Below are 22,061 nucleotides of genomic sequence, written 5' to 3'. Positions count from 1 at the left end.
TAAATGAAATTAATAAGAAGACCAAAAGTTAAAATATTATTACATTTTGAATAAAGAAAAAAGATGAAAAAAAGGCTTAAATAGAGCGTTTTTTCATCTTTATCTTTTTAAAACTGTCAAATTTAGGGAACGATGAATGGACTCATAAAATACTCCCTCTGTATAAGAATACTTCAAAAAAGTATGACAAGGAAGTATGGAAACCCTATAATGAGAAAGAAAGGATTGAAATATGGATTGGAAACTAATAGTAATTTTTATCATTTTAGCAATTATATTCTATTTATCGTATACATTTTTCTCTCAAAGACAAGCCGCTTTACTCTCAATTTTGTTGTATCAGAGTAGAGATTTTGATGGCTACTATAAGGAATTAGAAACAGTTTCCAGTAAATTTTTCTTTACTAAGAAGCTAAGAACCTTGATGAGATTGGATGCGATTTTATTAGAGGATAATGATCAAAAAATTCAAGAGATTATACCAATTGTGGATAGCTTTCGTCTGCGTTCGGTAGAAAGATTGATTGTAACAGCAAAGGAATTCTCTTATTGTGTTCGTCGCAATAAGAAGGAAGAAGCGTATCGTTACATTGCGGTTGCTAAAGAAAACTTTAAGTATTTAAGCCAAAGTAAAAAAGAGCAATACCAACCTTTGTTGGATGAATTGGAGATGACAAAATCCCTTGTGTTTGAACACAGTGGTCATTATGCAAAGGAATTGGAAAAAGCGGCGAAGAGTAAGCGGGATGGTTTAACCGCCGGTGTCTTTTTCTTAAAAGCCGCGCTTGCGAACAATTATCGCAAAGAAAATGAAATTGCTTTGCAATGTTTAAGCAATGCTTATGAAAGATTGAAAGAAACTATCTATGCACCACAAATCAAATCCATTTGGGATAAGAAAGATTGGTTGGCATTAGAAACGTTGGTAAAAGAATTAAGCTAAAAATGAGGTTATATTGAAATAACCTCATTTTTTAATTTTATCCTCTTTAGAGGGTTGAGCACGCAAAGCGTGCGAAACAATAAACCACCCGCTATGCGGGTGCGGAAACGGAAAGTTATACGATTTGTTTCCAAAAATTCTCCAAGTAATAGAATAAAGGTGTTCAAGCTTTTATCTAAACAAGGAGAATTAAATGGCGAATAAAGCGAATAGTTTAGCACATACAAAATGGATGTGTAAATATCACATAGTATTCACTCCAAAGTATAGAAGAAAAATAATATTTAATCAATACAAACAGAGCATAGGTGAAATATTAAGAAGACTGTGTAATTACAAAGGAGTGCAAATCATCGAAGGTCATTTAATGAATGATCATGTTCATATGCTAGTAAGCATCCCACCTAAAATAAGTGTATCAAGTTTTATGGGGTACTTGAAAGGCAAAAGTGCTCTGATGATATTTGATAAGCACGCAAAGCTGAAATATAAATTTGGGAACAGACATTTTTGGGCTGAAGGCTACTATGTGAGCACAGTAGGACTAAATGAAGCAACAATAAAAAAATATATTCAAGAGCAAGAAAAATCAGATATAGCGATGGATAAATTGAGTGTGAAGGAATATGAAGACCCCTTTAGGGGTTAGGTTGAAGTAGTAAAAATCCTCTTTAGAGGAATGCTACGAGTCAAGGGCGATAAGGCTTGAACATAAATGTGAAAGCCGGCGTCTTGAGGCGCTGGTCGGTAACGAAGGCTTATAGCCATAGAGCAAACCACCCGTTAGACGGGTGGTTATGATTTAACCTAATTGTTCTTGATGAGAAGCATATAAATACTCATCAATGGTGTAACCAACATGGGCTTTGATTAATTCCATTGGCTCATTCTTTAATTGACCGGCACGAACAGCAGTGTATTCTCTTGGTAAGAATTGACTTAGTACACCATAAGGAACGCCGCCTTTAAAGTTTTCCAATAAGACCGCAATGGCTTTTTGAACCGGTTCTTGGGGTAAGTAGTAACGAGAACGATCGGAGAAGCTGAATTTACGTTTATAAGAAATCTCATCTTCGGTTCCATGGTAATGTTTCACAAAGTATTTTGGATTTTTTAACATTTCTTCTTCCAAGACTTCCATAAAATGGCTTTGTTTGGAAGTTTGGGCTTTGTACACTTCCTTTTCGGCATACGCTAAAGCAAATAAAGCTTCTCTAGCGGCGTAGGTTAATCCGGGACCTACTTTTAATATTCCCACTCCATCTTCCACCATTTCTCTTAAATGATATTGGGTTTGGTAATCGGTACTATGACCTTCAAAGACAAGATTGGCATAATCTTTGATACTAGCCATTAAATCCACCGCTTTCAAACGGTCATAATCCGTACAGCCAGCATCCTTTTCTTCTACACCGGGTTGAACTACAACCGCTATTACATAAGGCCAGCTTTCCTTTGGAAAGGCTTTTTCAAAAGTGGCGACGGTATTCTTGAAGTCTGCAACTTTCGTCACTTGGATGCCGGTATCCACAGCTTCTTGTGAACCACCGGGGATTGGCACTTCTGAACCAACCACATAAACAGGATGAATGGAATTAGGAAATTTTTTGATTCTTTCTTGATAAGCCGCTTCAGCAATCTTAGCCAAACGAGCACCACGACTGGCGATGATTTCATCACTTAAACGAACATCTACAGGATCACCGGCTACTTTCATACTGGTATCAATATGAATTTTAGTGAAACCGGCTAAAACATATTGGCGAATTAATTCTTCCGCTTCTTGTAAGGCTTTTTCTTCCTCGTGATGAGCAAAGGTTAAAGGTCCTAAATGATCGCCGCCAAAGAGGATGCGTTCACTGTCAAAGTTTTCTTCTTTCGCTAATGTTTGAACAAATTCAATAAAGTCAGCCGGCTTCATTCCGGTATAACCACCATATTGATCCACTTGGTTTGCGGTTGCTTCAACCAACAAAATAGAATGAGTTTCTTTTGCTTTTTGTAAGCAAGCACGAATAACCAACGGATTGGCGGTACAAGCAGAATAAATACCAACGGCTTGCCCTGCTTTTTGTAAATCAATCAAGTGCATTAAAGGGTGTTTTATCATGATACTTTCTCCTTTTATGATTTAATTATAGCAATGTTGATTTAGCTTTCGTGTTAGACTATTTGTGATTTTCGGTATTAGAAGGGATATTTATGATTAAAGGAATTCTATTTGATTTTGATGGAACGGTTAGTTATCGATACAAAGCCGCTTTTGAAATGTACCATTGGTTTTTAGAGCAGATTGATCCAAGCTTAAAAGAAGATGTATTGCGTAAAGAAGAGATTTTACAAAGATGTTTATTGTGGGATCAATACGGAACCATCAACAAATGCTTTGCTTTGGAACAATTAAAAGCAAGGTATTATCCTGACCTGGAGATAGAAAAGATGTATCGGCTTTGGTATCAACATTTTCATAAACACCAATATCTAATGCCAAATGCGAAAGAAACGATAGTGAGATTAAAGAAAAAATACCAAATCGGCATGATTACCAATGGTCCTACAGAAAGCCAATTGATGAAAGTGGAGGCTTTAGGAATGAGGGATGATTTCCATCCTTTATTAGTATCGGAAGCCTTTGGTTGTGCAAAGCCAAATCCCAAGATTTATTTAGCGGCGGTAAAGGAAATGGATTTAAAACCGAAGGAAGTTGTTTTTGTGGGTGATACTTTTTCAACTGATATTGTTGGAGCAATAAGAGCCGGTTTAATACCAATTTGGTTTTGTTATGAAAGAAAAGGAATAACGAATTTGGATATTGCCCAAGTTTCCAGTTATCAAGAATTAGAAGAATGCTTGGAAAGGATGAATTGTGAGAAAAAAGTCTAAAGTAGCGTTGTTTACTGTATTGTTTGTTTTTGCCGGTTTTATTTTTCTTAGATTATTACCAATTCATGATAATCGAGGAAGAATTTCGGAAAGGTCAGTCGATGATTCGAAAGAAGCGGTGGCTCTGTATGTTTATCGGCATAAAAAATTACCTTCCTTTTATATGACAAAAGCAGAAGCACGTAAGAAGGGTTGGTCAAGTGGCAGTTTGGATACGATGGTACCCGATAGAGCGATAGGTGGTGACCGTTATGGAAATTTTGAAGGAAAACTACCTTATAAAAATGAAAAGTATTTTGAAGCAGACATTGATACAATTGGCAGAAAGAAACGTGGAGATAAGCGAATTATCTTCACGAAAAAGGGAGATGTTTGGTATACCGCTGACCATTATGGTCATTTTAAACAACTATATAAAGGGGAATAGACATGGAAATTAAAATTCGATATAGCGATGTTCAAGACCGAAAGTCTTTTATGATATGGGTAAAAAAGGGATTTGGATGGGATGTGAATAACCTAGATGCTTTAGCGGATTGTCTTTCAGAAGGAGAAATGGAGTATTATTTTTATCTCGAACAAGCAGATTTAGCTAAGATGAGCATCGGTTCTTTTTCATATCGCTTTTTAAAAATGTTAGTATTTTTGGTCTCAGAGGAGCAACGTTTCCATTTGGAATTGATTTAGAATTCAGAAATTTACAAAGCTTAGAAAGCTTAGTGTTTATCGGGGAAAAAATATAGTTGGGAGATTGTGCGAAAGTTCTTGCAATCTCCTATTTTTGTGGTAAACTACTAAGGCACTCGCATGGATGTGGGAGGTTGCCGGCACGCCGAGAGGCGTTGTCATAAGGCGTGATAACCGGGGAATTTCCACGGAGCGATCCACGGAAGGTGGAGTGAATATAAGGAGGAAAAATTCATGGCAAAGAACTCAGTAAGAATTCGTTTGAAGGCTTACGAGAACAGAAGTCTTGACGCAGCCGGCGAAAAGATTGTGAAGACGGTTGCTAGCCACGGTGCTAAGAAGATTGTCGGACCTGTTCCGTTACCTACCGAACGAGAAATCATCACTGTTCTAAGAGCTGTCCACAAATATAAGGATGCTCGTGAACAATTTGAAATTCGTACGCACAAGAGATTGATTGAAATCATTGGTCCAAGTGCTGAAACAATCGATGCTTTAAGTCGTTTGGATTTACCATCCGGTGTTGACATCGAAATCAAGTTATAGAAAGGACAGGATAAAGCATGAAAGGTATTCTAGGACGTAAACTTGGTATGACTCAAGTATTCGCAATTGATGGAACTTTAATTCCTGTCACTGTGATTGATGTTAAGCCAAATGTCGTACTACAAAAGAAAACAAAGGAAGTAGATGGCTACGAAGCGGTTCAATTGGGCTATGAAGATGTTAAAGAACATCGTTCAAACAAACCGGCAATGGGACATGCTAAGAAAGCAAACACTGCTCCTAAGAAGTACATTAAGGAAATCAGAGCGGATGAGATGATGAATCTTGAAGTTGGTACTGAAGTTAAGGCTGACTTATTCAAAGCCGGTGACATTGTTGATGTACAAGGTACAAGTAAAGGTAAAGGCTATAGCGGTACAATCGTTCGTAACAATGCGGCTCGTGGACCTATGGGTCATGGCTCCGGTCACCACCGTCATATTGGTTCTTTAGCAACGAATGGTCGTAATAACGGCGTTGTTAATAAAGGAACAGCTATGCCCGGTCAAGAAGGCGGCTACACCACAACCAACCAAAATCTTCAAGTTATCAAAGTGGATGCTGAAGAAGGTTATATGTTAGTGAAGGGAAATATTCCCGGACCTAAAAAAGGACTTGTTGTTGTTAAGACAACAGTGAAGCCAGTTAAGGAGGTTGCTCCAATTGAAATCATTTCTTATGCTGGCACATCGGTTGAAGAAGAGCTTGAAAAAGTTGCTGAAACAATTGATGAGGAAATTGCTTCAGAAGCAGTTGCGACTGAAGCGGGAAAGTAGAGGAATAACGAATGGCTAAAATGGAGGTATTCAATCAGGAAGCTAAGTCTGTTAAGACAGTAGAAGTTTCTGATGCTGTGTTCAGTATTGAACCAAACCAACAAGTTATGTTTGACGCTGTTCTTGCTTACCAAGCCGGATTAAGACAAGGAACACATTCGACTTTGACAAGAGCCTTTGTTTCAGGAACAGGTAAGAAGCCTTTCCGCCAAAAAGGAACAGGTCGTGCTCGTCAAGGTTCGACAAGGGCAACTCAATGGAGACATGGCGGAGTTGCTTTTGGACCACAACCTCGTAAGTATGGTGTGAAGACAAATCGCAAAGTTCGTCGTTTAGCTTTGCGTTCCGCTTTATCGGAAAAGGTTCTGGAATCCAATTTCGTTTTAATTGAAAACTTGAACTTTGATGAAATTAAGACAAAGAAAGCAGTTGCTTTATTAAATGCTTTTGGTTTCGATCGTAAGACATTATTCGTGGCGGATTCTTCGGAAGAATTTGATAACGCCTATATTTCAATGAGAAACTTACCAAACGCATTGGTGACAACTGTTTCCAGCCTAAATGTTTATGACATTGTGAATGCAAATAAGGTTGTTTTCACAGAAAAGGCTGTTGAAAAAGCCGGGGAGGTATTTGCGTAATGACTGCACGTGATATCATCGTAAGACCTGTTGTTACAGAGAAGACAATGCGTTTATCGAGCGAAGAAAACAAAGTAACATTCATCGTTCACAAGAACGCAAACAAGATTTCGGTTGCACAAGCCATTCAAGAAATCTATGGCATCAAAGCCGAAAAAGTTAATATCGTTAATGTTCATTCCAAGACAAGAAGAGTTGGACGTTACGAAGGAAAGACTTCCGCTTTAAAGAAGGCGATTGTTCAATTGCCTGAAGGAAGTTCAATTGAATTATTTGGTTCAGCTGAATAATTGATTTACTATCGGAGGAAATCGCTATCTCCGGACAAAATGCGAAAGGAAAAAGAAAATGGCAATTATTAAATACAAGCCAACCAGTGCCGGTCGTCGTAATATGTCGACTCTTAGTAATGAGCGCATTACTAAGAAAACGCCTGAGAAGAGCTTATTAGCTCCACTTAATAAAAAGGGTGGACGTAATAATACGGGTCGTATCACAACTCGCCATCAAGGCGGTGGGGCAAAACAGAAGTACCGTATTATTGATTTCAAACGTAATAAAGATAGTGTTCCTGCTAAGGTTGCCGGTATCGAATACGATCCAAACCGTAATGCGAATATTGCACTATTGCATTATGTAGATGGTGAAAAGAGATACATCTTAGCACCGGCTGACTTACATGTTGGTGACACCGTCATTTCTGATGTTGCGGTCGATATTAAAGTTGGTAATGCAATGGAACTACAAAACATTCCTGATGGTACATTCGTTCATAATGTTGAATTAACAGCCGGTAAGGGTGGTCAATTAGCTCGTGCGGCCGGTACTTCGGCGCAAATCTTGGGTTCAGAAGGTAAGTTCGTTACTGTTCGTTTGACATCCGGTGAAGTTAGAAGAATTCACGGCAATTGTCGGGCAACGGTGGGTGTTGTTGGCAATGGTGATTACAGCTTAGTGAATTTAGGTAAAGCCGGGCGTTCTCGCTGGCTAGGTATTCGTCCTACCGTTCGCGGTTCAGCTATGAACCCTGTGGATCACCCGCATGGCGGTGGTGAAGGTCGTGCTCCAATTGGACGTAAGGCACCTATGACACCTTGGGGTAAGAAAGCTATGGGTCTTAAGACACGTAATCCTAAGGCACATAGTAGTAAGTACATCGTCAGAAGACGTAATGGAAAGTAAGTTGAAAGGAGAAATTAGATGTCAAGAAGTTTGAAAAAAGGTCCATTCTGTGATGACCATTTGATGAAAAAGGTTGAAGCATTGAATGCGACCGGCAAAAAAGAAGTGATTAAGACATGGTCTCGTCGTTCAACCATTTTTCCTAGCTTTGTTGAACATACCTTTGCGGTTCACAACGGTAAAGAACATGTGCCTGTTTATGTAACCGAAGATATGGTTGGTCATAAGTTAGGTGAATTCGTTCCTACCCGCAAATTTGGTGGTCATGGGGATGACAAGAAGGCGTAAGGAGGAAGGTAAAGATGGATGTTAAATCAACAGCGAAAACAGTCCGCTATACGCCTCGTAAAGTGAGATTGGTTTTAGATTTAGTACGTGGCAAGAGCGTTGAAGAGGCTTTGGCAATTCTTCAATTCATGCCCAATCATGCAGCTACCGCTGTAGCGAAAGTTGTTAAGAGTGCGGCGGCTAATGCGACACACAATCATCAATTAAACGCTGATGCATTATATGTGAAAGAATGTTATGCAAACGAAGGCGTGGTTATGAAGCGTTTCATGCCTAGAGCAAAAGGTAACGCTACTCAAATCTTAAAGAGAACTAGCCATATTACGGTTGTGGTTAGCGATGTGAAGTAAGGAGGAAGGTCAAAAATGGGTCAAAAAGTTAGTCCAATCGGATTGCGCGTTGGCGTTATTCGTGATTGGGAATCCAGATGGTATGCTGATAAAGCAGACTTCGGTGATCTTCTAAATGAAGACAATCGCGTTCGTGGATTCTTAGAAAAAGAATTTAAAGATGCTTATATTTCTCGTATTGAAATTGAAAGAACCGGGAAGAAAGATGCTAAAGTAATCATTCGTTGCGCTCGTCCGGGTGCTTTGCTAGGTAAAGATGGTGACCAAGATAAGATGGTTGTTTTACGCAAGAAGTTAGGTAAGTTAACTGGTGGCAAGAAAGTCAAGGTTGATGTTGTTGCGGTAGCTAATCCGGATTTAGACGCTCGTTTAGTTGCTCGTCGTATTGCTGAACAATTAGAAGCTCGTCAATCATTCCGTATTGCGCAAAAGAAAGCCATTCAACAAACGATGAAATCTGGTGCTAAGGGTATTAAGACATTAGTGAAGGGTCGCTTAGGAGGAGCTGAAATTGCTCGTCAAGAAGGTTACTCACGTGGCGTTGTACCTTTACATACACTACGCAGTGATATTGATTATTCGGCTCAAGAAGCAACCACAACCTATGGTAAGTTAGGCGTTAAAGTTTGGATTTGCCGTGGTGAAGTTCTTCCCGGACAAATGGTTAAAGAACCGGAAGCTCCTAAGGGGCGTGGGAATGACCGTCGTAACAACCGCCGTGGCGGAAGAAGTGATCGTCGAGCAAACAACCATGCACCTCGTCAAGAAAAGGTAGAAGCTGTTGCTGAAGAAAACAAAGGAGGTCAAAAATAACTATGTTGATGCCTAAGCGTACAAAGTATAGAAGACCTCATCGTTTAAGCTATGAAGGTATTTCCAAGGCCGGTCGTGAGATTGTCTTTGGTGAATATGGCTTGGTAGCGGATGATGGTGCTTATATCTCCTCTGCTCAAATCGAAGCGGCCCGTGTTGCTATGACACGTCATATGAACCGTCAAGGTCAAGTTTGGATTAAGATTTTCCCACACTTGGCTAAGACGAAGAAACCTTTAGAAGTCCGTATGGGTTCCGGTAAAGGGGCTCCTGATCACTGGGTAGCGGTTGTCCAAAAGGGACGCGTTATGTTTGAAGTTGCAGGGGTTAGTGAAGAAATTGCCCGCGAAGCTTTGCGTTTAGCTGCTAACAAGTTAGGCGTTAAAACCCGCTTTGTGAAAAAAGGCGAGGAGGCTAAATAATGAACGTTAAAGAAATTAGAGATTTAAGTAGTGAAGAACTTCAAAAGGAAGTTGTTAGCCTTAAAGAAGAACTTTATACTCTTCGATTTGCTCAAGCGACCGGAAGTTTAGAAAATCCTGCTCGTATTAAGGACATTAAGAAGACAATTGCACGTATTTATACAGTATTAACAGAACGTGAAAGTTCTGAAGCTAAGTAAAGGAGGAGCTGGAAATGGAAAGAAATTCTCGTAAAGTCCTACGCGGAACGGTTGTTTCGGACAAGATGGACAAGACCATTGTTGTAGAAATTAGTACAACTAGAAGCCATCCTTTATATGGCCGACGCGTTAAGTACTCACAAAAATACAAAGCTCATGATGAAGAAAATGTTGCTAAGATTGGTGATGTTGTTGAAATCATGGAAACTAGACCATTAAGTAAAGATAAGCATTTCCGTCTTGTGAAAGTCGTTGAAAAGGCAGTTATCTTATAAGGCACAGGAGGACAGTATGATTCAAAATGAAACAAGATTGAAGGTTGCTGATAACACCGGTGCCAAGGAATTATTGGTTATTCGTTGTTTAGGCGGCTCAAAGCGTAAGAGTGCTACAATTGGTGATGTTGTGGTTTGCTCGGTAAAGCATGCGGCTCCACATGGAACGGTTAAGGAGGGTCAAGTCGTTAAAGCGGTTATCGCTCGTACGGTATATGGCCTTCGCCGTGACAATGGTAGTTATATTAAGTTTGATGAAAACGCCGCTGTAATCATCAAGGAAGATAACACACCGGTTGGAACACGTATCTTTGGACCGGTTGCTAAAGAATTAAGAGACAAGGGTTATGCAAAGATTGTTTCCCTTGCACCGGAAGTGTTATAAGGAGACCAATATGAAAATTAAGACAGGCGATACAGTCAAGGTCATCAGTGGCCACTATAAAGGAACAATTGCTGAAGTTAAGGCGGTTAGTCCAAAAACCAACCGCATTATCGTAGAAGGTGTCAACATGATTAAGAAGTCTTTGAAACCAACACAAGCTAATCCGGAAGGTGGCGTTGTTGAACGTGAAGCTCCTATTCATGTTTCAAATGTTATGTTGTATGACAAGAAAGAAAAGGTTGCTTCTCGTGTTGGCTATTCTATTAATGCGAAGGGCAAGAAAGTTCGTGTCTTAAAGAAGACCGGGAAAGAAGTGAAGGAGGCTAAGAAATAATGAACGAATTACATGTTAAATATAATGAAGTTGTTAAGCCTTCTTTAATGAAAGAATTCAATTACAGCTCGGTTATGGAGGCACCGAAGATTGTTAAGGTTGTTCTTAACATGGGTGTTGGTGATGCGATTGCTAATCCTAAATTATTGGATGAAGCAGTTGAGGAATTGACGGCTATTTCCGGTCAAAAGCCGGTTGTAACAAAGGCTAAGAAGTCCATTGCCAATTTTAAACTTCGTGAAGGGATGTCTATCGGTTGTAAGGTTACATTACGTGGTGAAAGAATGTATGAGTTCTTAGATAAGTTAATCAATCTTTCGCTTCCACGTGTTCGTGACTTCCGTGGTGTGAGTGCTACTGCTTTTGATGGTCGCGGTAACTATACATTAGGGGTTAAGGAACAATTGATCTTCCCTGAAATTGATTTTGATAAGGTGAATAAGGTTCGTGGTTTGGATGTTGTTATCGTGACAACAGCTAAGACAAATGTTGAAGCTGTCGCATTATTAAAGGGCATGGGTATGCCATTTGTTAAATAAGAAAGGAGAATATCATGGCTAAGACAAGTTTAAAAGTTAAACAATCTCGTCCTGCAAAATTCTCCACACGTGAGTATACTCGTTGTGAAATTTGTGGACGTCCACATTCAGTTTTAAAGAAATATAAAGTTTGCCGTATCTGCTTCCGTGAATTAGCCTACAAGGGTCAAATTCCTGGTGTTAAGAAGGCAAGTTGGTAAGGAGGAAAGACATTATGAATATGACAGATCCTATTGCTGATATGCTTACACGCATTAGAAACGGTGTTCAAGCTCGTAAAGAGAGTGTGGATGTTGCTCCTGCTTCTAAAGTGAAAGTAGAAATCGCAAAATTATTGAAGTCTGAAGGTTACATTGAAAACTATGTTGTATCTGGTGAAGGTACAGAAAAGAAAATCACCGTTACATTGAAGTATCAAGGTGATTTAAAGGTAATCTCTGGAATTAAACGTATTTCAAAACCGGGTCTTCGTGTTTACGCCAAAGGTGATAACATTCCTAAGGTGTTAAATGGTTTAGGTGTTGCTATTATCTCTACCTCTAAGGGTATGATGTGCGATCGCGAAGCTCGTAAGAACCACATTGGCGGCGAAGTTGTCGCTTATGTTTGGTAAGGAAAGGATAGAAAAGAATGTCACGTATCGGTAATAAGGCGATTACCATTCCTGCTGGCGTAGAAGTTAGCATCGCTAGTGGTAATGAGGTGACTGTAAAGGGTCCTAAGGGAACATTAGTGAAGACTTTTTCTCCATTGATGGAAATTTCTGTGGACGCTAATGTACTTACAGTTAAGCGCCCAAATGAAGAAAAACATACAAAACAATTGCATGGTACAACTCGTGCTTTGATTGCCGCTATGGTTGAAGGTGTAAACACCGGTTTCACTAAGACCTTAAAAATTGTTGGTATTGGTTATCGTGCCGCTTTAGCCGGTTCTGAACTAACATTGAATGTCGGTTTCTCACATCCGGTTAAGTTTACAGTTCCAAGTGATGTTAAGGTAGAAGTACCTGACGCAAATACCATCAATGTGAGTGGAATTGACAAGCAAATTGTCGGTCAATTCGCCGCTGTTGTTCGTGCAACTAAGAAACCGGAGCCATATGGTGGAAAAGGTATTCGTTATGTTGATGAAATTGTTCGCCGTAAAGAAGGAAAGACGGCTAAGAAATAGGGAAGGGAGATAAGAATATGTTGAAATTAATCGATAAGAATCAAGTTCGTATTCGTCGTCATAAACGTGTACGTAAGATTGTCAACGGCACTCCTGAATGCCCTAGATTGAATGTGTACCGTTCGAATGCACAAATTTATGCACAAGTTATTGATGATGTTGCGCATAAGACATTGTGTGCTTCTAGTTCTCTTGAACTTAAGCTGGAAAATGGCGGAAATGTAGAGGCGGCTAAGAAGGTTGGCGAAGATATTGCTAAGAAGTGCTTAGCGGCTAAGATTGAAAGTGTTCGTTTCGATAGAGGCGGATATGTATACCATGGTCGTGTGCAAGCTTTAGCAGATGCAGCTAGAGAAGCCGGCTTGAAGTTCTAGTAAGGAGAAAACAAATGGCAAACGAAAATAAGAAAAACTTTAAAAAACGCGAACCAAAAGAGTTCGAAGATGTTGTTGTCTCCATTAACCGAGTAAGTAAGACAGTCAAGGGTGGACGTCGCATGCGCTTTGCCGCTCTTGTTGTTGTCGGTGATAAGAAGGGTCGTGTTGGATTTGGCATGGGTAAGGCCGCAGAAGTTCCGGACGCAATCCGTAAAGCTACGGAATCTGCTCAAAAGAACGTTTTCCGTGTCAACTTAGTAGACAATTTCCGTACCGTTCCTCACCAAGTTAAGGGTAAACATTTATCTTCAACGGTGTTCTTGGCACCGGCCGCTCCAGGTACCGGAGTAATCGCCGGTGGTGCAGTTCGTTCAATTCTTGAATTAGCCGGTGTATCTGATGTGCTATCTAAGGTCATTGGTTCAAGAACAAGCGTAAACGTCGTTTATGCAACTTTAGAAGCATTAAAGGGATTACGTACAGTTAATGAAGTAGCTAAACTACGCGACAAGAAAGTCGCTGAAGTTCGCTAGGGAGGTCCAAGATGAAATTAGAAAACCTAAAGTATAACGAAGGAGCACGTTTTAGTTCAAATCGTGTTGGTCGTGGCCAAGGTTCTGGTAATGGAAAGACTTCTGGTCGTGGACAAAAAGGTCAAAACTCTCGTTCCGGTGGCGGTGTAGCTATTGGATTTGAAGGTGGTCAAACACCTTTCTTCAAGAGAATGCCTAAACGTGGGTTCACAAACTTCAACCGTAAGGAATATGCAGTTGTGAATGTTGAAGCATTAAATACTTTTGAAGAAGGCGTTACAGTTGATGTTGAAACTTTAAAAGCTTGTGGTCTTGTTAAAAAGACATTTGATGGTGTTAAGGTTCTAGGAAATGGTGCATTAGAAAAGAAGTTAGCGGTCAAGGCTAATAAGTTCTCTGAATCAGCTAAGAAGGCAATTGAGGCGGCAGGCGGAAGTGTAGAGGTGCTCTAACATGTTAGGGACCTTTGCCGGCTTGTTTAAAAATAAAGAAACAAGAAATAAGATTTTCTTTACTTTAGCTATGCTGCTTATTTACCGTTTTGGATCTGCTATTCCGGTTCCTGGAGTGAATACATCCCAGTTTGCTAAGCAGATTGCCGGTAACTCATTACTTGGCATGATGAACTTACTTGGTGGCGGTGCTTTGGAAAGACTTTCCATTTTCGCCATGGGGGTTACCCCTTACATTACGGCTAGTATTATCATTCAGCTGTTATCGATGGATGTGATTCCTTCTTTAACAGAAATGAGTAAATCCGGACAAACGGGTCGTGTGAAGATTGAAAAGATTACACGATACTTAGGTGTTGTGTTGGCCTTCGGTCAATCCTTCTCACTTGTATATGGATTTGATGTTCAATATAAGATTTTGCAAAATGCACATCTTTCAGGATATTTATACACAGCAACCGTCATGACGGCCGGTACCATGTTCCTTATTTGGATTGGTGACCGTATTTCCATGAAAGGTATTGGTAATGGTTTATCTATTATTATCTTTGCCGGTATTGTATCGAACTTTCCGGCCGCATTTAGTCAGGTCTACGCTATCTTAACCGGTGGCTCAACACAGGGCGAAATGTTTAATGGAATTTTACAGTTTGGTTTGTATATCTTATTATTCCTTGCAATTATCGTCTTCGTTATTGTTATGGAAACGGCAATTCGTAAGATTCCTGTTCAATATACAAATAGCTCTACAACAAGAGGGGGATCGGATGTCACCTTCCTTCCTCTTAAGATTAATTCGGCTTCGGTTATTCCGGTTATCTTTGCGCAAAGCATTATGCTTGCCCCACAGATTATTATTAGTTTTTTCAATGCTGATTTATACAACAAATTAAGTCAGTGGTTGAGTTTGACGACTTGGACCGGTCTTGGCTTGTATGCTGTATTAACCATCTTGTTTACATTCTTCTATACGGATTTACAAGTGGATCCGGAACAAATGGCGGATAACTTAGGTAAATCAGGGGCGTATATTCCAGGTATTCGTCCGGGGAATGAAACAAAAGTTTATGTTTCAAAAGTCCTACACCGTATTACTGTTTTAGGGGCAACGGGTCTAACGATTATTGCGGTTATTCCTTACTTATTAACGATGTTTACGAAGTTATCGCAAGCAACGGCAGTAAATGGTACTGGTATTATTATCGTTGTGGGTGTTGCCTTAGAAACGATGAAACAGTTAAAAGGTCAATTAACCCAGAAACAATACAAAGGGTTCTTCAAAAAGTAGGAGGAAAAGATGAATATTCTCATTATGGGTCCAGCAGGTGCTGGTAAAGGCACTATGTCAAAAGAAATTAAAAGAAAGTACAACGTTCCTCATATCTCCACCGGTGATATGTTCCGCGAGAATATCAAAAAAAACATTCCTCTTGGCGTCAAAGCGAAAGAATACATGGAAGCCGGTAAGTTAGTACCGGATTCTTTGGTCAATGATATGGTGGAGGATCGCCTTCGACAAGATGATTGTGCAAATGGTTATCTGTTAGATGGCTTTCCTCGTAGCCTTGGCCAAGCGGAAGCTTTAACCGAAATCACGAATAAAATTCATCGTTCGGTGGATGTGGCTTTGGTTCTTGGTGTTGATATTCGTGTTCTGGAACAGAGAATTACAGGTCGACGTATTTGTAAGAATTGTGGTTCGATTTACCACATTAAAAATCACCCATCAAAAGTAGAGGGTGTTTGTGATGTTTGTGGTAGTGAGTTAACACAAAGAAAAGATGATACGTTAGAACAACTTCAAGTTCGTATGGATGAATATAGAAACCAAACAGAGCCTGTTATTCAGTATTATGAAAAACAAGGGATTGCGAAGTATGTGGATGCTGGTCAACAACCGGAAAAGGTATTCGCTGATATCCAGAGTATTCTTGACGCAGTTAAATAAGGGAAAATAAATGAGTAAACAAGATGTCATTGAAATTGAAGGCGTAATCGAAGATATTCTTCCGAATGCGAACTTCCTAGTGAAACTTCAAAATGGTCACGAAATCCGAGCCCACGTTGCTGGTAAAATCCGTATGAATTACATTCGCATTTTACCGGGAGATCGGGTTACCGTTGAAATTTCACCGTATGATTTAACACGTGGGCGTATTACTTATCGTCATAAGTAGTACAATATAGAAAATGTCTAGGAGGCACAAAACATGAAAGTTAGACCATCAGTAAAACCAATTTGTGATAAGTGCAGAGTTATCAAGCGCAAGGGCGTTGTTATGGTAATCTGTGAAAACCCTAAGCACAAACAAAGACAGGGTTAATAAAGGGAGGAAATAAATATGCCACGTATTGCCGGTGTTGATATTCCACGTCATAAGGTGATTGGAATTTCATTAACTTATATTTATGGTATTGGTCCTACAACTGCTAATAAGATTTTGGCAGAATGTGGAATTGATCCAGCTACAAGAACATCTGAATTAACGGATGAACAAGAAACAGCAATTCGTTCCAAAGTGGATTCTATTAAGACGGAAGGTGACTTGCGTCGTGAAACAGCATTAGACATTAAACGTTTAATGGAAATTGGATCTTATCGTGGAACACGTCATAAGAGAGGGTTACCTGTTCGTGGTCAAAGAACCAAGACTAACGCTCGTACAAGAAAAGGACCACGTCGTACAGTGGCCAACAAGAAGAAGTAATAGGAGGATAATATGGCAGCTAATACAAAGAAAAAGGGTGCTGTTACTCGCAAGAAGAGAATACGCCGCAACGTCGCTAAAGGAATCGCCCATATTCATTCCACATTTAATAACACTATCGTAACCATCTCTGATGAGGCAGGTAATGTTGTTGCTTGGAGCTCTGCCGGGGCGTTAGGATATAAGGGTTCTCGTAAGTCAACTCCTTATGTAGCTCAATTGACCGCTGAAGCGGCTGGTAAAGCCGCTGTTCAACAAGGTATGAAGAGCGTTGAAGTAAATGTTAAAGGACCCGGTGCCGGTCGTGAAGCGGCTGTTCGTTCCTTACAAACAGCCGGATTGAACATCACTGTAATCAATGATGTAACACCTATTCCTCATAATGGTTGTCGTCCACCAAAGAGACCTCGTGGTTAATGAAAGATAAGGAGGATGGAAACATGCAAAAATTTGAACGCGCTGATTTTGAAGTTCAAGAATACGTTGAATCTGAAAATTACGGTAAATTTGTCCTAACTCCATTGGAGAGAGGATTTGGTACCACAATTGGGAATGCGCTTCGTCGTGTACTACTTTCCTCTTTGCCTGGAGCTGCAGTTTTCTCCATCAAAGTGGATCAAGTCTATCATGAATTCACCTCTATTTCAGGTGTTCGTGAAGATGTGTCCATGATTATCTTAAATCTTAAGCAATTAGTGATGAAGATTGAAGATGATGAAGAATATACTTTACAAATTTCTGCTAAGGGTCCGGGTGCTGTGAAGGCTATGGATTTAATCGTTCCTGCACAAGTTGAAATAGTAAACAAAGACCTGGTGATTGCCAACCTTGAAGAAGGTGCAACATTAGAAATGGAAATTAAAGTACAAAATGGACGTGGATACGTTAGTGCTGATATCAATAAGCAATTAAGATCGGGTGTTTCTCAAGGAATTGGTACTGTCTATACAGATTCCATCTACACTCCAGTCACAAAAGTGGCTTATCATGTAGAACCAACACGTGTTGGTGAAAATGTGAAATACGATGAATTAACCATGGAAGTAACAACCGATGGTTCCATTAATCCACAAAAAGCTTTATCGTTGGCCGCTAAGATTTTAGTAGACCACTTAGAGATTGTTGCCGGAATTAACGACGAGGTTGTTGTATCCGATAGCGTTATTAAGCAAAGTACAGCAGAAAGACCAAATAAGGGTCACCAAATGATGATTGAAGATTTAGATTTATCGGTGCGTTCTTATAACTGCTTAAAGCGTGCAGGTATCCAAACTGTTGATGAATTAACACAAAAGACAGAAGATGAAATGATGCGTGTGCGTAATCTTGGTAAGAAATCACTTAAGGAAGTTAAAGATAAGCTTATCGAAATGGGCTTTAGCTTTAAGACCTTTGACTAATGGAGGAATATTATGTGGAATCGTAAATTTGGTCGCAATGCGGATCACCGTAAAGCGATGTTAAGAAACCTGGCTACTTCTGTCATTCTATACGGTCGTGTAGAAACAACTGAAGCTAAGGCTAAGGATATGCGTTCGGTCGTTGACCATTTAATCACCTTAGGTAAGAAAGGTGATTTGGCTGCTCGTCGTCAAGTTGCTTCTTATGTTCGTCATGTAGTAGCTGATGAAGTAACACAAAAGACCGTCTTACAAAAGTTATTTGATGAAGTAGCTCCTAAGTATGCAGATCGTAACGGTGGTTACACGCGTGTTATTAAGACAGGTGTACGCCGTGGTGATTCTGCTCCTATGGCATTCATTGAATTAGTTTAATTTAGGAAAGGAGAGTGCTGGTCATTCTCCTTTTTTAGATATAGAGAATCAATGACAAGCGCAAAGAAATAAGTAAATGAAGTTGGTTAGTTGGACAAAAAGTTTTCTTAGAAAGCATATAAGTAGACAAATCTAAGCCTAATGATTATCATTAAAAATCATACAAACAACGAATAGGAGGGAAGGACATGAAACAATATACTAAAAAAATGATGTGTTGTTGCTGTTTCAAGAATGTCCGGATTGATACTTTATGTTCGTTGGCTCTGCTTTGAGTGTGCACTTTAGCAGCGAATGAAATCATATAGCTATTAATCCAAGGGCGTATATTCTTGGATTTTTATTTTATCGGTTGTTTGGTGATAAGCAGTCAGAAAAAGGGAGTATAAAAATGGGAAACATTAAAACATCAATATTACAACTCATTGGTCATACACCATTATTAGAGTTGACACATTATGAAAAGGAATTAAACTTGCGTTCACGTTTGGTCGCAAAATTAGAATATTTCAATTTAACAGGTTCGGTTAAAGATCGCATTGCTTACCAAATGATTTGTGATGCACAAGAAGCAGGAGTATTAAAACCTGGAGCAACGATTATTGAACCAACCTCCGGTAATACCGGCATTGGTTTAGCTGCCGTTGGTGTCGCAAGGGGTTATCAAGTTATTCTTGTAATGCCTGAAACAATGTCAGTTGAACGTCGTAAAATTATGAAGGGCTATGGTGCTGAATTAGTATTAACAGAGGGCGCAAAAGGGATGAATGGAGCGATTGCTAAAGCAGAAGAATTGGCGAAAGAAATTGAGAATTCATTTATTCCACAACAATTTGAAAACTTATCCAATCGTAAAGCGCATTATATAACGACCGGTCCGGAAATCTGGCAAGATACCGATGGTAAAGTAGACATCTTGATCTCTGCTATTGGTACAGGTGGAACCATATCAGGAACAGGGAAATATCTTAAGGAACAAAACCCAAATATAAAGGTGATTGGGATTGAACCGGCGAATAGTGCTGTCTTAAATGGTGGTCAGCCCGGAAAGCATTCTATTCAAGGAATCGGTGCCGGTTTTATTCCAAAGACATTAGATACAGAGATTTATGATGAAATAATTGCGGTTACGGATGAAGACGCATTCAAAACCGGTGCTGAAATAGGAAGAAAGGAAGGAGTATTGGTTGGTATTTCTTCAGGTGCTGCGATGTGGGCGGCGCTTGCGGTAGCGAAACGAAAGGAAAATGAGGGAAAATTGATTGTGGTATTATTACCGGATTCAGCCGATCGTTATTTATCAACTTCTTTATTCACGGAATAAAAATGGAAAATTTTAAAACATTAATAGATGAATTAAACGCTATTCAAGATGAGGACGTTCTTTTAAAAGTAAAAGCACCGGAACGAACGAAAATTATTGCGATTATAAAACAGATACAAGCTTTATTACTACCGGATTATTATCTTATTGAAAATATGAGTCAAGAACAGATTTTGGATCAGCTTGCCAAAGATTTAAAAAAAGAAATACAAGCCGCTTTGCAGTTTAATAGCAGAGATTGCTCTATTTGTGGAAGACTGAGAGATCAATTTCTGGAGCAAATACCAAAGATGAAACACTCTATTCTTACGGATATTCAAGCAATTTATGATGGTGATCCGGCTGTTCAATCAAAGGCTGAAGTGATTTTAGCTTATCCGGGCTTCCATGCCATCTTTATTTACCGCATAGCGCATGTGCTATACACACTACAAATTCCTTATATTCCACGCTTAATGGCAGAATATGCCCATGAAAAAACGGGGATTGATATTAATCCCGGTGCAACGATAGGGGATTATTTCTGTATTGATCATGGTACCGGTGTTGTGATTGGTGAAACGGCTGTATTAGGTCATCATGTCAAGTTGTACCAAGGTGTTACTTTGGGAGCGAAGAGTTTTAAAAAAGATGAGGATGGAAAGTTGGTTAAAGGTGGTAAACGACATCCAAATATTGGTAATAATGTTGTTATCTATGCGAATGCGACCATCCTTGGTGGTGAAACCAGCATCGGTGATGATTGTGTGATTGGCGCAAGTGTCTGGATCACAAATTCAGTTGAAGCAGGAGAAACGGTTTATTTTAATCCGAATAGACAATAGGATAGAAGGAAAACTTTTATCCTTTTTAATGCCTAAACAAAAAAAGGCAACTACTGCCTTTCTTGTGTTAAGGAATATGCTCCATATAAACCGGCCAAATTTCCCAGTTTGGCTTTTTTAAGTTCTATCCCATGGAAGCCGTCTAATAAATTCTTTTGAAATGAATTTCGGATGCGCTTAAATATATAAGGTTGTTCCAGAATACCACCACCTAAAATGAGCGTAGGGACATTCCATACATAAGATAAAGACTGTAAACCAATCACAATTTCATCAATCCATTCATTCACAATTGCTTGTAATTCAGGTCGTTGAATTTGTTTCAAGAGTTCTCTTCCATTTTGAATACTAGAATCAACTTCATGAACCTTCTTCATAAGAGAGGTCGTAGAACAATCGTGTTCATAGCTCATATCCCATGAGTTTGTGTTCTTTTTTGCGTGAAGGGTTAAAGCACCCAGCATCACACCTTGAGAAGGACCACTTCCATAGTAAGCTTTTCCATTTAGAAAAATACCGCCGCCAATTCCGGTTCCATAGGTTAGGCAAATAAAATCATCTAGTCCTTGAGCACTGCCCAAAAAATATTCTCCACGAGCCGCCGCGTAGACATCATTTTCAACAAAACAGGGAACATGGAAAATAGTTTCAAAATATTCCTTAACCTTAGTACCGGTGTAGCCGGGCATATTATCATTAGCATAATGGATAGAACCATCTTTTACATTGACTTGTCCACAGGTACTAATACCGATGGCTTGAATTGGTTCAACTTGTTTTAACCAGTTCATTACCTTTTCTAAAACCTGTTGAGATCCTTTGTTCGCTTCCGTGGCTATTTCTTCTTGGAGGGAAAGTATTCCATCAATAAATAATGCCAGTTTGATATTGGTGCCACCAATATCAGCGCATGCAATTCTATTCTTCATTTAAAGCCTTCATAAATTTCTTGGTGATTTCCAAAGGACGAGTGATTGCACTTCCCACAACCACCGCATGCACCCCCATATCCATCGCATGACGACAATGCTCAGGAGTGGAAATATTTCCTTCTGCAATAATTGGAACGGGGCATTGTTCCACCAAATCCTTTAAGAAACGATAAGGTGGTAAAGATATACCCTTTGTATAGCCCGTGTAACCTGCTAGTGTGGTACCGACGAAATCAAAGCCAATTTCAGCCGCATGAAGACCTTCTTGTAAATTAGAAGTATCAGCCATGAATAATTGATTTGGATATTTCTTACGCACTTCTTGGAATAAATCATCCATGGATTGATGGTTTGGACGCATTCTTTTTGTGGCATCTAAAGCAATAATATCCACTCCTTCTTCAACCAAAGCATCCACTTCAACCATGGTAGGTGTGATATAAACATTTGGTTCATCCGCATAGACTTTCTTGATGATGCCAATAATTGGCAAATTCACCATTTTTTTAATTTCTTGAATGTCTTCTATCGTATTAGCACGAATTCCTTTGGCACCACCTTGAAAAGCCGCAAGTGCCATTCTTCCCATGATAAAGGAAGAATGAAGTGGTTCTTCCGGTAAAGCTTGGCATGAAACAATCAATTGACCTTTGATGGTCTCTATTATTTCTTGATTAGTCATAAATATAATTCTCCTTT

General features: G+C 39.5%; 38 protein-coding genes. 35 read left to right on the top strand and 3 right to left on the bottom strand.

The annotated features are described in order from the left end of the window. Positions 1–232: 232 nt before the first annotated feature. Together K7I92_RS05280 and tnpA are read left to right on the top strand one after the other, a co-directional pair. Positions 233–943, top strand: coding sequence for a hypothetical protein (locus K7I92_RS05280; protein ID WP_203244927.1), 711 nt, complete (start codon positions 233–235; stop codon positions 941–943). Between the two features lie 193 nt (positions 944–1,136). Then, positions 1,137–1,592: an IS200/IS605 family transposase gene (tnpA, locus tag K7I92_RS05275; RefSeq protein WP_220282326.1), complete on the top strand. Its 456-nt coding sequence runs from the start codon at positions 1,137–1,139 to the stop codon at positions 1,590–1,592. A 153-nt stretch (positions 1,593–1,745) separates the two neighbouring features. Here tnpA and K7I92_RS05270 read toward each other — a convergent pair whose 3' ends face one another. After that, positions 1,746–3,053, bottom strand: a complete 1,308-nt coding sequence (locus K7I92_RS05270) for a class II D-tagatose-bisphosphate aldolase, non-catalytic subunit (RefSeq protein WP_222150668.1) — start codon at positions 3,051–3,053, stop codon at positions 1,746–1,748. Between the two features lie 92 nt (positions 3,054–3,145). Here K7I92_RS05270 and K7I92_RS05265 point away from each other — a divergent pair, with 92 nt between their 5' ends. The 33 genes from K7I92_RS05265 (at position 3,146) to K7I92_RS05105 (ending at position 20,430) form a co-directional block, all read left to right on the top strand. After that, positions 3,146–3,826 (top strand): HAD family hydrolase, encoded by a 681-nt coding sequence (locus K7I92_RS05265; protein ID WP_220282325.1) that lies wholly within the window; start codon positions 3,146–3,148, stop codon positions 3,824–3,826. Further along, positions 3,810–4,253 carry a ribonuclease domain-containing protein gene (locus K7I92_RS05260; protein ID WP_220282324.1) on the top strand — a complete coding sequence of 148 codons (444 nt, stop codon included), beginning with the start codon at positions 3,810–3,812 and terminating at the stop codon, positions 4,251–4,253. The genes K7I92_RS05265 and K7I92_RS05260 overlap by 17 nt, the downstream gene beginning before the upstream one ends. A gap of 2 nt (positions 4,254–4,255) precedes the next feature. Continuing rightward, positions 4,256–4,513 carry a hypothetical protein gene (locus K7I92_RS05255; protein WP_220282323.1) on the top strand — a complete coding sequence of 86 codons (258 nt, stop codon included), beginning with the start codon at positions 4,256–4,258 and terminating at the stop codon, positions 4,511–4,513. A 234-nt stretch (positions 4,514–4,747) separates the two neighbouring features. Continuing rightward, positions 4,748–5,059, top strand: a complete 312-nt coding sequence (gene rpsJ / locus K7I92_RS05250; RefSeq protein ID WP_203244922.1) for a 30S ribosomal protein S10 — start codon at positions 4,748–4,750, stop codon at positions 5,057–5,059. A gap of 17 nt (positions 5,060–5,076) precedes the next feature. Then, positions 5,077–5,835, top strand: coding sequence for a 50S ribosomal protein L3 (gene rplC / locus K7I92_RS05245; RefSeq protein ID WP_203244921.1), 759 nt, complete (start codon positions 5,077–5,079; stop codon positions 5,833–5,835). A gap of 11 nt (positions 5,836–5,846) precedes the next feature. After that, positions 5,847–6,476, top strand: a complete 630-nt coding sequence (rplD, locus tag K7I92_RS05240) for a 50S ribosomal protein L4 (RefSeq protein ID WP_203244920.1) — start codon at positions 5,847–5,849, stop codon at positions 6,474–6,476. Next, positions 6,476–6,766, top strand: a complete 291-nt coding sequence (gene rplW / locus K7I92_RS05235) for a 50S ribosomal protein L23 (RefSeq protein ID WP_203244919.1) — start codon at positions 6,476–6,478, stop codon at positions 6,764–6,766. Before rplD ends, rplW begins: the two co-directional genes overlap by 1 nt. 58 nt (positions 6,767–6,824) lie before the next feature. Further along, positions 6,825–7,658 carry a 50S ribosomal protein L2 gene (gene rplB / locus K7I92_RS05230; RefSeq protein WP_203244918.1) on the top strand — a complete coding sequence of 278 codons (834 nt, stop codon included), beginning with the start codon at positions 6,825–6,827 and terminating at the stop codon, positions 7,656–7,658. Positions 7,659–7,676: 18 nt separating this feature from the next. Continuing rightward, the gene (rpsS, locus tag K7I92_RS05225) at positions 7,677–7,946 is read left to right on the top strand and encodes a 30S ribosomal protein S19 (RefSeq protein WP_203244917.1); all 270 of its coding nucleotides are present in this window, start codon (positions 7,677–7,679) and stop codon (positions 7,944–7,946) included. Positions 7,947–7,960: 14 nt separating this feature from the next. Beyond that, complete coding sequence (gene rplV / locus K7I92_RS05220; RefSeq protein WP_203244916.1) at positions 7,961–8,296, top strand: 50S ribosomal protein L22; 336 nt, start codon at positions 7,961–7,963, stop codon at positions 8,294–8,296. Between the two features lie 15 nt (positions 8,297–8,311). After that, positions 8,312–9,109 (top strand): 30S ribosomal protein S3, encoded by a 798-nt coding sequence (rpsC, locus tag K7I92_RS05215; protein WP_220282322.1) that lies wholly within the window; start codon positions 8,312–8,314, stop codon positions 9,107–9,109. A gap of 2 nt (positions 9,110–9,111) precedes the next feature. Further along, positions 9,112–9,531: a 50S ribosomal protein L16 gene (rplP, locus tag K7I92_RS05210; RefSeq protein ID WP_220282321.1), complete on the top strand. Its 420-nt coding sequence runs from the start codon at positions 9,112–9,114 to the stop codon at positions 9,529–9,531. After that, positions 9,531–9,731, top strand: coding sequence for a 50S ribosomal protein L29 (gene rpmC / locus K7I92_RS05205; protein WP_203244913.1), 201 nt, complete (start codon positions 9,531–9,533; stop codon positions 9,729–9,731). The genes rplP and rpmC overlap by 1 nt, the downstream gene beginning before the upstream one ends. A gap of 14 nt (positions 9,732–9,745) precedes the next feature. Next, on the top strand, positions 9,746–10,006 hold the full coding sequence (gene rpsQ / locus K7I92_RS05200; RefSeq protein WP_203244912.1) for a 30S ribosomal protein S17: 261 nt from the start codon (positions 9,746–9,748) through the stop codon (positions 10,004–10,006). Positions 10,007–10,022: 16 nt separating this feature from the next. Beyond that, complete coding sequence (gene rplN, locus K7I92_RS05195; protein ID WP_203244911.1) at positions 10,023–10,391, top strand: 50S ribosomal protein L14; 369 nt, start codon at positions 10,023–10,025, stop codon at positions 10,389–10,391. A 10-nt stretch (positions 10,392–10,401) separates the two neighbouring features. Beyond that, positions 10,402–10,725, top strand: coding sequence for a 50S ribosomal protein L24 (gene rplX / locus K7I92_RS05190; protein WP_220282320.1), 324 nt, complete (start codon positions 10,402–10,404; stop codon positions 10,723–10,725). Beyond that, positions 10,725–11,264 carry a 50S ribosomal protein L5 gene (gene rplE / locus K7I92_RS05185; RefSeq protein WP_203244909.1) on the top strand — a complete coding sequence of 180 codons (540 nt, stop codon included), beginning with the start codon at positions 10,725–10,727 and terminating at the stop codon, positions 11,262–11,264. The genes rplX and rplE overlap by 1 nt, the downstream gene beginning before the upstream one ends. A 14-nt stretch (positions 11,265–11,278) precedes the next feature. Next, a complete protein-coding gene (locus tag K7I92_RS05180; protein ID WP_203244908.1) occupies positions 11,279–11,464 on the top strand; it encodes a type Z 30S ribosomal protein S14 in 186 nt (61 codons plus the stop codon). A 14-nt stretch (positions 11,465–11,478) separates the two neighbouring features. Beyond that, a complete protein-coding gene (gene rpsH / locus K7I92_RS05175) occupies positions 11,479–11,877 on the top strand; it encodes a 30S ribosomal protein S8 (protein ID WP_203244907.1) in 399 nt (132 codons plus the stop codon). Between the two features lie 17 nt (positions 11,878–11,894). Beyond that, entirely contained in the window at positions 11,895–12,437 is a 543-nt protein-coding gene (rplF, locus tag K7I92_RS05170) for a 50S ribosomal protein L6 (protein WP_203244906.1), read from the top strand. 17 nt (positions 12,438–12,454) lie between these two features. Then, entirely contained in the window at positions 12,455–12,811 is a 357-nt protein-coding gene (gene rplR / locus K7I92_RS05165; RefSeq protein WP_203244905.1) for a 50S ribosomal protein L18, read from the top strand. A gap of 14 nt (positions 12,812–12,825) precedes the next feature. Further along, the gene (gene rpsE / locus K7I92_RS05160; protein ID WP_203244904.1) at positions 12,826–13,347 is read left to right on the top strand and encodes a 30S ribosomal protein S5; all 522 of its coding nucleotides are present in this window, start codon (positions 12,826–12,828) and stop codon (positions 13,345–13,347) included. 11 nt (positions 13,348–13,358) lie between these two features. Continuing rightward, positions 13,359–13,799 (top strand): 50S ribosomal protein L15, encoded by a 441-nt coding sequence (gene rplO / locus K7I92_RS05155; protein ID WP_220282319.1) that lies wholly within the window; start codon positions 13,359–13,361, stop codon positions 13,797–13,799. A 1-nt stretch (position 13,800) separates the two neighbouring features. Then, positions 13,801–15,087 (top strand): preprotein translocase subunit SecY, encoded by a 1,287-nt coding sequence (secY, locus tag K7I92_RS05150; protein WP_220282318.1) that lies wholly within the window; start codon positions 13,801–13,803, stop codon positions 15,085–15,087. Between the two features lie 9 nt (positions 15,088–15,096). After that, the gene (locus tag K7I92_RS05145; protein ID WP_220282317.1) at positions 15,097–15,747 is read left to right on the top strand and encodes an adenylate kinase; all 651 of its coding nucleotides are present in this window, start codon (positions 15,097–15,099) and stop codon (positions 15,745–15,747) included. A 10-nt stretch (positions 15,748–15,757) separates the two neighbouring features. Continuing rightward, positions 15,758–15,976 (top strand): translation initiation factor IF-1, encoded by a 219-nt coding sequence (gene infA, locus K7I92_RS05140; RefSeq protein WP_006626550.1) that lies wholly within the window; start codon positions 15,758–15,760, stop codon positions 15,974–15,976. A gap of 33 nt (positions 15,977–16,009) precedes the next feature. Further along, entirely contained in the window at positions 16,010–16,123 is a 114-nt protein-coding gene (gene rpmJ / locus K7I92_RS05135) for a 50S ribosomal protein L36 (RefSeq protein ID WP_006525027.1), read from the top strand. Positions 16,124–16,141: 18 nt separating this feature from the next. Continuing rightward, on the top strand, positions 16,142–16,507 hold the full coding sequence (gene rpsM, locus K7I92_RS05130; RefSeq protein WP_203244900.1) for a 30S ribosomal protein S13: 366 nt from the start codon (positions 16,142–16,144) through the stop codon (positions 16,505–16,507). Positions 16,508–16,519: 12 nt separating this feature from the next. Continuing rightward, positions 16,520–16,924, top strand: a complete 405-nt coding sequence (gene rpsK / locus K7I92_RS05125) for a 30S ribosomal protein S11 (RefSeq protein ID WP_203244899.1) — start codon at positions 16,520–16,522, stop codon at positions 16,922–16,924. A 23-nt stretch (positions 16,925–16,947) separates the two neighbouring features. After that, entirely contained in the window at positions 16,948–17,907 is a 960-nt protein-coding gene (locus tag K7I92_RS05120) for a DNA-directed RNA polymerase subunit alpha (RefSeq protein WP_203244898.1), read from the top strand. Positions 17,908–17,919: 12 nt separating this feature from the next. Beyond that, the gene (rplQ, locus tag K7I92_RS05115; protein WP_220282316.1) at positions 17,920–18,282 is read left to right on the top strand and encodes a 50S ribosomal protein L17; all 363 of its coding nucleotides are present in this window, start codon (positions 17,920–17,922) and stop codon (positions 18,280–18,282) included. Between the two features lie 391 nt (positions 18,283–18,673). Then, positions 18,674–19,606, top strand: a complete 933-nt coding sequence (cysK, locus tag K7I92_RS05110) for a cysteine synthase A (RefSeq protein WP_220282315.1) — start codon at positions 18,674–18,676, stop codon at positions 19,604–19,606. Positions 19,607–19,608: 2 nt separating this feature from the next. Beyond that, positions 19,609–20,430 (top strand): serine O-acetyltransferase, encoded by an 822-nt coding sequence (locus K7I92_RS05105; protein WP_220282314.1) that lies wholly within the window; start codon positions 19,609–19,611, stop codon positions 20,428–20,430. Positions 20,431–20,480: 50 nt separating this feature from the next. Here K7I92_RS05105 and K7I92_RS05100 read toward each other — a convergent pair whose 3' ends face one another. Continuing rightward, on the bottom strand, positions 20,481–21,359 hold the full coding sequence (locus K7I92_RS05100; RefSeq protein WP_220282313.1) for an ROK family protein: 879 nt from the start codon (positions 21,357–21,359) through the stop codon (positions 20,481–20,483). Beyond that, complete coding sequence (locus tag K7I92_RS05095; protein ID WP_203244893.1) at positions 21,349–22,044, bottom strand: N-acetylmannosamine-6-phosphate 2-epimerase; 696 nt, start codon at positions 22,042–22,044, stop codon at positions 21,349–21,351. The genes K7I92_RS05100 and K7I92_RS05095 overlap by 11 nt, the downstream gene beginning before the upstream one ends. Between the last annotated feature and the right edge of the window lie 17 nt (positions 22,045–22,061).

This window comes from Bulleidia sp. zg-1013, assembly GCF_019798045.1.
Classification (GTDB): domain Bacteria; phylum Bacillota_I; class Bacilli_A; order Erysipelotrichales; family Erysipelotrichaceae; genus Bulleidia.
The sequence above is the reverse complement of the archived record's forward strand: the minus strand, read 5'-3'. Positions and strand labels throughout refer to the sequence as shown.